Origin of the sequence: Vibrio sp. 1F169 (genome assembly GCF_041439605.1) — a bacterium.
Lineage (GTDB): Bacteria > Pseudomonadota > Gammaproteobacteria > Enterobacterales > Vibrionaceae > Vibrio > Vibrio tasmaniensis_A.
This window is the reverse complement of sequence record NZ_JBGOOI010000119.1, coordinates 1-7,034: the sequence shown is the minus strand read 5'-3', so window position 1 is coordinate 7,034 and position 7,034 is coordinate 1. Positions and strand designations below refer to the sequence as shown.

The window sequence follows — 7,034 nt, the reverse complement described above, 5'->3', positions numbered from 1 at the left end:
CGTCTGAACTTGAAACCCTGGGTAATTTCCTGCAAGGCACAGAGTCTGCTTCCCTGGTCTCTAAAGACATCAAAAAGACGGCCATCTCCATTAAGTCGGTGCTCGCCACCTACATTAAGAGCCTACGCTTTTTAGATGGCTTGGATGATAAAGACGCGAAAGGAGAGCCCAAACGCAAACCGTTTTCCATCACCGATTGGGTACAAGATGATAAACAAAAAGGCTTTTTGTTCTTATCGAGTAACGCGCAGCAACACGCTTCACTGCGTCCTTTAATTTCAACTTGGCTTGCCATTGCCTCTAACGCTATTTTGGGACTCAAAGCCGATGAAGACCGCCGTATCTGGGTGATTATGGATGAGATGCCTAGTCTGCATAAACTGCCTGAGCTGGATAACATCATTTCAGAAGTGCGTAAGTTTGGGGGCTGTTATGTGATTGGTCTCCAGTCTTATGCGCAGCTCGTGAAAACCTACGGAAAAAATACCGCGGACGTTATTTTTGATTTACTCAACTCTCGCTTTTACTTTCGCGCCCCCTCAGCGCAGATGGCGCAAATCTCATCCAAAGATTTGGGTGAGCAAGAGGTGGACGTCTCAAGAGAGAACATTTCTTACGGTGCAAATGCGTTGCGTGATGGGGTATCGATTGGTCACCAAACCGTCACCCGCCCTGTTGTCTCTAGCAGTGAAATCCAAGCCATGGATGATTTACAATGTTACCTTCGCGTACCAGGAAGCAGCTTTATCACTCAATTAGAGTTGCACTTTGATAAGATGCGAGATGTGACACCAGCCTTTATCAAACGTGAACACACCCTATCTCCAGCGATGATTAAAGCATACCAAGAAGCCGTTTACTGTGAGTGTGTTGCTCCAGGGCTTTTCCTTAGTGAAGAAGAGCGTAATGCTCTCTCAACCCGCCAATCAGAGCAATTTGACACTGCAGAAGAGATGAAGCTCGAGACAGCCCAAATCAAAGAAGCCACGCAAAGCAAAACAGTCAAAAATCTTGTCAATGATGATGCAGAAAATCTCAAATCAGACGGTCACTATCAAAAGCGCGCTCAACAAGATCTCGAAGAGTCGGCGATATCTCAAGATATCGGGATGGACGATATATCTGAATGATGAAAGGGAAACTAGCTAAATATTACCATGAGATGATAGAAGAGCAATTTATATAAATAATGAATAATTTAATATATAAGATTATTTTTAAGGCGTCTAAATAGGGGTAATTATATTTTCTATAAATCATAAACCACCTTAAATCTAACCTCAGTCAGAGTACAGGGTAAATTATAGAGAGGTCTTTATATGGAAAAGCAAAGAGAACGACGTCAATGGGGAACTTGGATAAAGAGTGTTTTCATCTTTTTTATCGGAGGGTTAATTTTTAGTTCACAAACCTATGCCCAAGGGAAAAAAACCTACACTTGGTTTATCAATAAGCCAAATAATGCAACCTCGTCAGTTCCTTCCTTGAAGGATCTAACTGTAAATGACATCTTGAGTGATGAAGATTACTTGAGTAAAAATACGAAAGAAAGACAGACTGGTATTCTCGTTGATGGGGTTATTCAACCTTGGGTTTATCATTGGGCTAGAATAGAAGATCGTCTAGATCCAGATACTGCCTTAAACAAGCTAAATCATCGTTATACCGCCCTAGTCCGTCCTAGGGCTACATTAGAAAGAATTCCTGACGCTATCACTAGCCCTGACCGTGTTCGATTTGATTATTGGGATTATCTTGAAGGAATGGTCTTTTGGGGAGGAAGCTCTCAAGAAGGCACAATTTTAGCCCCTGACCCTCAATGGATTGAAGAAGCTCATGTGAAAGGAGTCAAGATTTATGGCAGCGTCTTTTTGCCTAGTCTCTCCCATGGAGGAAATTTTCAAGATTGTCGAGATTTAGGGACAGTCAGTTTGATGACAAAGCTCATTGAATTGGCTGACGGACTGAATTTTGAAGGATGGTTTTTAAATGTTGAAAGTTTTTCTGGGGAGCAACAGCGAGAAACCTGTATTAATCAAATTGATTCAGCGCTAAGTGACAGTAGGATTACTACATTACAACAAGAAAAAAATATAGAATTTATAAAATATATTGGTTCAGAGGGCTATAGTGGTTGGATATCAGACGCCGATATTACTCCAAATGGCTTTATAGAACCAAGAATGAAAGCATCTCCTCATAGTAATGAAGTCGATTATTATCTCATTAGTGAATATGGTGCAGAAGCTTTAAACGAGATCAGAAATCCTGCTAAGTTCAATTCAAATAAGCAATATCTTATGTTTCCCAATGCTTCTTATTGGGGGCAGTTAGATCAGACAACTAAGTATACTATAGAAGTAGGTGCCCGAAACAATGCGGAACAAGTCGCCAAGCAATATTGGGAAGGAATGTTGGGTAACGATGAGCGTAAAGAATCAGAGGAGTATAATTGGAATGGTGTTTCTCAATATACTAAGAAGCGGAGTACAGATGCCCAGCTAGAACGTTTTCCTGTTCTTGCCTATCAGGATATTAATTTTCAAGGATCCTTGACCCATCTTAATTACGGAAGGTCTTCTGCTGAAGAGATAAATGCTATAGGAGAGATTTCGTCGATTAAGGTAGGGCCAAAAAGTTACGTTCGCTTATGTAAAAGTACTGATTATTCAAATTGTTTGACTGTATGGGGGCTGGATCTTGATTTTGTGGGCGAAGAAATGAACGATTCTATTGTCCATCTTGAGGTTGGTCCGCTTGAACTATACCCAGAAAATGTTGTTTTCTATACTGATCAGTACTTTCAAGGCCAAAAGTTGACTCTTGATCGAACTAACGCATTCTACGATACAACTGACATTTACGACAGGGCATTCTATCGATCAATTTCATCTTTGGTTGTGCCTCCAGGGAAAAAAGTACTCCTTTGTAATACAAGGACGGAAGACAGTTGTCAATTTCCCTATACTGGTACGGTAAAACTCGTAGCTGCCTCTGACAATGACGTCACACGTGGGGTTAAGATAATTGACCAACCGCAATTAACTTTAGCGACACTCTTTGCTCATCGAGACCAACAGCCTCCATTGTTTGAAATGCTCCAGCTTAACCATGTTTACAATGCTTCAGAGCTAGGGGATGTAGGTATTACTAGTTCTTCTCTTAGGTTGCACGATAAACAATATCAAGTGAAAGCTTGCCTTCAATCTAACCTAGAGGGCACATGTGATATCTACTATGCTGATAGTAATTATTTTGGTGATTTAAGAAATGACTCTTATCGCTCTTTTGTTATTGAAAAGCGTGATTTGAATAATGTTATAGGCCTCGCTTACATGGACCTTCAGTTACATGGACCTCAATATCCTTTGCTGACAGGGACGAATGAGAACTTCCCTGATATTTTTAGGGGAGGGATCTCTTCAATAAAGCTGCTCCTACCCGGCTATGAGTTTTCTTATTGCCTTACCGATAATCAACAAAATTTGGAATGTACTGGTTATAGGAGCAATGATTCTCTTGGTTTATCATCTGATTATGATGATAACAGAACCTTATCTATACGTATTCGTGAATAATTTTTTAGGGTCAAGAAGGACTTTAAATTGAAATTTAAGGGATCCCAATAAGGTTAGCAATTTCGCCTTATATCCTCGCTCGATCGGGCGGGGATATAAGGCGTCAGTCGCGATAGCGGCTTAATCTGGTGTTAGGTGTTATTGGCTTTCTACATATGCTTTAAGAGTTTCTATTGTTGCCCCTCCTGCTGTACAAGCAAAGTAATATCGCGACCATAAGCAGCGCTTTTGCTTTGCCTTGTTAGGTGGGTACCCTGCAATCTAAGCATTCTTGATGATATGGATTTGAGGTTATTCACCATCACGCTAATTGACAACTTTGGCGGATATGATAACAAGACTAATAGGGAAAATTTGCAGAATGGAACGATCAAAAACACTGCATTTTAATAACTTAAATTTCCAACGCTAGTACTACTTGGAGAGCCTCACCCACTCTTGCCTCACGTTGTTTCCCTCAATGGAGAGCACCAATGAAACCAAGATTCCGACACAAACGTCAACACAGTGCGCGATTAAAAAACTAAAACACCCACCATGATATGTCCCCTGAAAAACAACCCGAATCACTCTTTGTTCTCGATATGCTCGACGGCAACGACTGGTGACCCCTTGTACTCACTAATCCAGCTTACGCAACATAGAGGTTACACCCTAGAGCCTTATCATCACGATTAATCACTCAACCCCCGTCCCAAGCCTTGCCATTGCAAGGCTTTTTTACGTTAATTTATCAAGGAATTACCATGTCAAGTAAGACCATCTTGAATTCTGACCATTTACCGATATTAAAAAAACAATTACACACTATTCTCAATCAACTTACCGATGCTGAAATTATTTCAAACAGCCCAATTAAAAAAAACACATGGTTATCGATTTGTGCTCAAGCGATAGGTTATAGCGACTGGGACGACTTAAAAGCGCAGACAGTAACGCACCACGTCTCAGCCCATAACATTGTATTTAACCAAGTGTCCATTATCCCTTTTATTCAGAGCGTGAGGGTAAGTCTAGGAGAGCACATCGACAACATTGAAGGATTTGCCTGTGTCATTCTAAGGAACTTAACTCCCGAAGAGCGAAACGCCATGAACGGCAAGGAAGGTGATCTTCCACCCTTACCCAAAGCCCCGACGTCCTATACATTAGAACTAGGTCCCAATACTGTTTATGCTTCCGACCTTTTAGATTGGCTCTGGCCTACCACCAAAAATCACCAAGTGGCCCCTATAAATAATCACTATTTAGAGCACGTGAAAGAAAAGCGAATTAACTTGAGTAAGCCACAAGTAAAAAAGCGCTCATTAGATGTTTACCCGCGCTCTGGCATGTTAGTAAGGGACATCTTAGGACAACTGGTTTCAGAGGGGTATCTAGAATTCAACGACACGCAAACATGCGTATCTTTTACACAAAAAGGTTTCAATTATTTAAATGGAAAAATGACCAACGAATATGACTCTGAATGGAAAGGATGGTTTAAGGCGTTTGTAGCTCATATCAAAAAAATCCCATACCGATACATCAAAATAGATTGGACACCCTATATCTATTTATATTCACGTGGAATGTCCCCCATTGAGGCGGCAAAAAATCTTGAATGGTCAGAATGCTACACTCAAGCGCACTCTGAGATCCGCTCCGCTCTTAAACACCAACTCAACATCAACTTACCTCTGTATCCCAAAGAACGATACCTGCAATTTACGCCCAGAATATTTCTGACACCTGAGCTTACCAGCAACAAGGTAACAGACATTCATTTTGAATTTATAGGACCCGACTGGGCTAAACCAAACGGCAATCCAAAAACAAAGCGCTTTTGGCCAAACAAACGCTACGTGTCTGTTTATTTAGATACCTCCCCCAAAAGTCGAGGTTGGTATGCCGTCATTCCCGATGAGGTTGATTGCTTTCAAGTGAGCTACAAATGGACAAGCCGGTCCCATTCTTTTTCAAGCGTCACCCATCATATGACTTACCAGTTAGAGCCAAATATAGAGTGTGCTCAAGATTGGCTGTATGGCAATGAGTGCATGAAGCATTCTGATTCTTCGAAACCAGCAATGGCCGCCGATGAATATAGCTTTAACCGTCTAGAATGCCTGACTCATGGCAAGCATTTAACCAAGGAAGAAATAATAGCGTTAGACCGATTTAAAGCGGGCATTACGTCCATTCACCTTGATGAAAATGGCGTCACCATTCACGAAGAAAGAACGTTAACCGCTAGCAATTCATTTGCTTGTGTTGGGATCATTTTGTAACCGCAGTAACAGCACCCACCACTCAATTCATCGCCATCATTGGTGATTGGCATTACACAAGGGAACACCGTCATGCTTTCTATCAGCCCTCTTAAATCCGCTTCTGGCGCTGCAAAGTACTACCTAAGCGAAGAAACCCCCAAAGACCTACCTGACGTCTCTTTAGAAAAAGATGCCGGTGATAACTATTACCTCAAAGAAAAAGACCAAGAAGAAAACACCTTCTGGCATGGCAAGCTGGCCATCGAAGCGGGACTGGCTGGCAAACCCGTAGAGCAAGCCACCTTAGAATCGGTCCTCTCAGGCAGTCTTGGTGATGAAACTATTAAAGGGAAAAGGGGGAAACACAAATCAGGCTTCGACCTGACGTTTTCTGCGCCTAAATCCATCAGTGTTCTCGCGCTTATTGGCGGGGACACCCGCCTAATAGAAGCGCATAACAACGCAGTGAAGTTCGCCTTAACAGAGCTTGAAAAAGACGTTGCACAAGTCAAAGTCACTCATAAGAAAGGCGTTCAAGAATACGAAAATACGGATTCGATGATATTTGCGGTCGTGCGCCACAAGACCAGCCGTGAAAACGACATGCAAGTGCACTCGCACGCTCTCGCAGCTAACATGACTCGAGACCAAGAAGGGGATTTACGCGCTTTATCAACCAGCTTAAAACAAAAAGGGGGCGTCATTAACGGCACAGGCGAGCGCATCTACAACTTCCAAAAATACTACGGTATCTTGTACCAGAGCCAATTAGCTAAGGAGGCAGAAACCCTCGGTTATTCCACGCGAGGCGTCGGCAACGGTCAGTTCGAAATCAGCGGTGTCCCTCAGCCTATTCTTGATGCATCGTCCACTCGCAAACAGCAAATTGATCAACGCACACTCGATTTAGGCTTTGACTCTCGCGCCGCGCGAGATGTCGCGACCCTCGACACTCGTAAAAGCAAAACCCACCAGAGTAACGACAACCTCAACAAACAGTGGCAAAGCACCGTAAAAGAGCAAGGGTATGAACCCGCAGAGCTTGTCACCATGGCGCAACAAGTAAAAGAAGCGCAAAACACCCCACCACTTGGTGAAACCAAAGCCGCCATCAGCAGAGCCATTGACCATCTAGGGCAATACAGCACCGCGTTACACCTTGAAAAAATCATTGAACTCACCGCCTCAGAGTTCACCAAAGGCG

At 42.6% G+C, this 7,034-nt stretch carries 4 protein-coding genes and 1 pseudogene; 4 read left to right on the top strand and 1 reads right to left on the bottom strand.

The features are described from left to right. A partial coding sequence (locus tag ACED53_RS22435) for a type IV secretion system DNA-binding domain-containing protein (protein ID WP_371696197.1) occupies window positions 1-1,130 on the top strand: 1,130 nt, incomplete at its 5' end. Between the two features lie 189 nt (window positions 1,131-1,319). Continuing rightward, window positions 1,320-3,578 carry a hypothetical protein gene (locus tag ACED53_RS22430; RefSeq protein WP_102257495.1) on the top strand — a complete coding sequence of 753 codons (2,259 nt, stop codon included), beginning with the start codon at window positions 1,320-1,322 and terminating at the stop codon, window positions 3,576-3,578. A 138-nt stretch (window positions 3,579-3,716) separates the two neighbouring features. Here the strand turns inward: ACED53_RS22430 and tnpA are convergent. Further along, window positions 3,717-3,919, bottom strand: a pseudogene (gene tnpA / locus ACED53_RS22425) (IS200/IS605 family transposase); the annotation flags it as partial. A gap of 405 nt (window positions 3,920-4,324) precedes the next feature. Here tnpA and ACED53_RS22420 point away from each other — a divergent pair. Beyond that, entirely contained in the window at window positions 4,325-5,848 is a 1,524-nt protein-coding gene (locus ACED53_RS22420; protein ID WP_102257494.1) for a hypothetical protein, read from the top strand. 72 nt (window positions 5,849-5,920) lie between these two features. Further along, window positions 5,921-7,034 (top strand): MobF family relaxase (gene mobF, locus ACED53_RS22415; protein WP_371715311.1); only part of this gene is annotated, 1,114 nt, incomplete at its 3' end.

Coding starts and splice junctions, on each gene's coding strand:
- ACED53_RS22430 (WP_102257495.1), top strand. CDS start 1,320: ATGGAAAAGCAAAGAGAACGACGTCAATGGGGAACTTGGATAAAGAGT.
- ACED53_RS22420 (WP_102257494.1), top strand. CDS start 4,325: ATGTCAAGTAAGACCATCTTGAATTCTGACCATTTACCGATATTAAAA.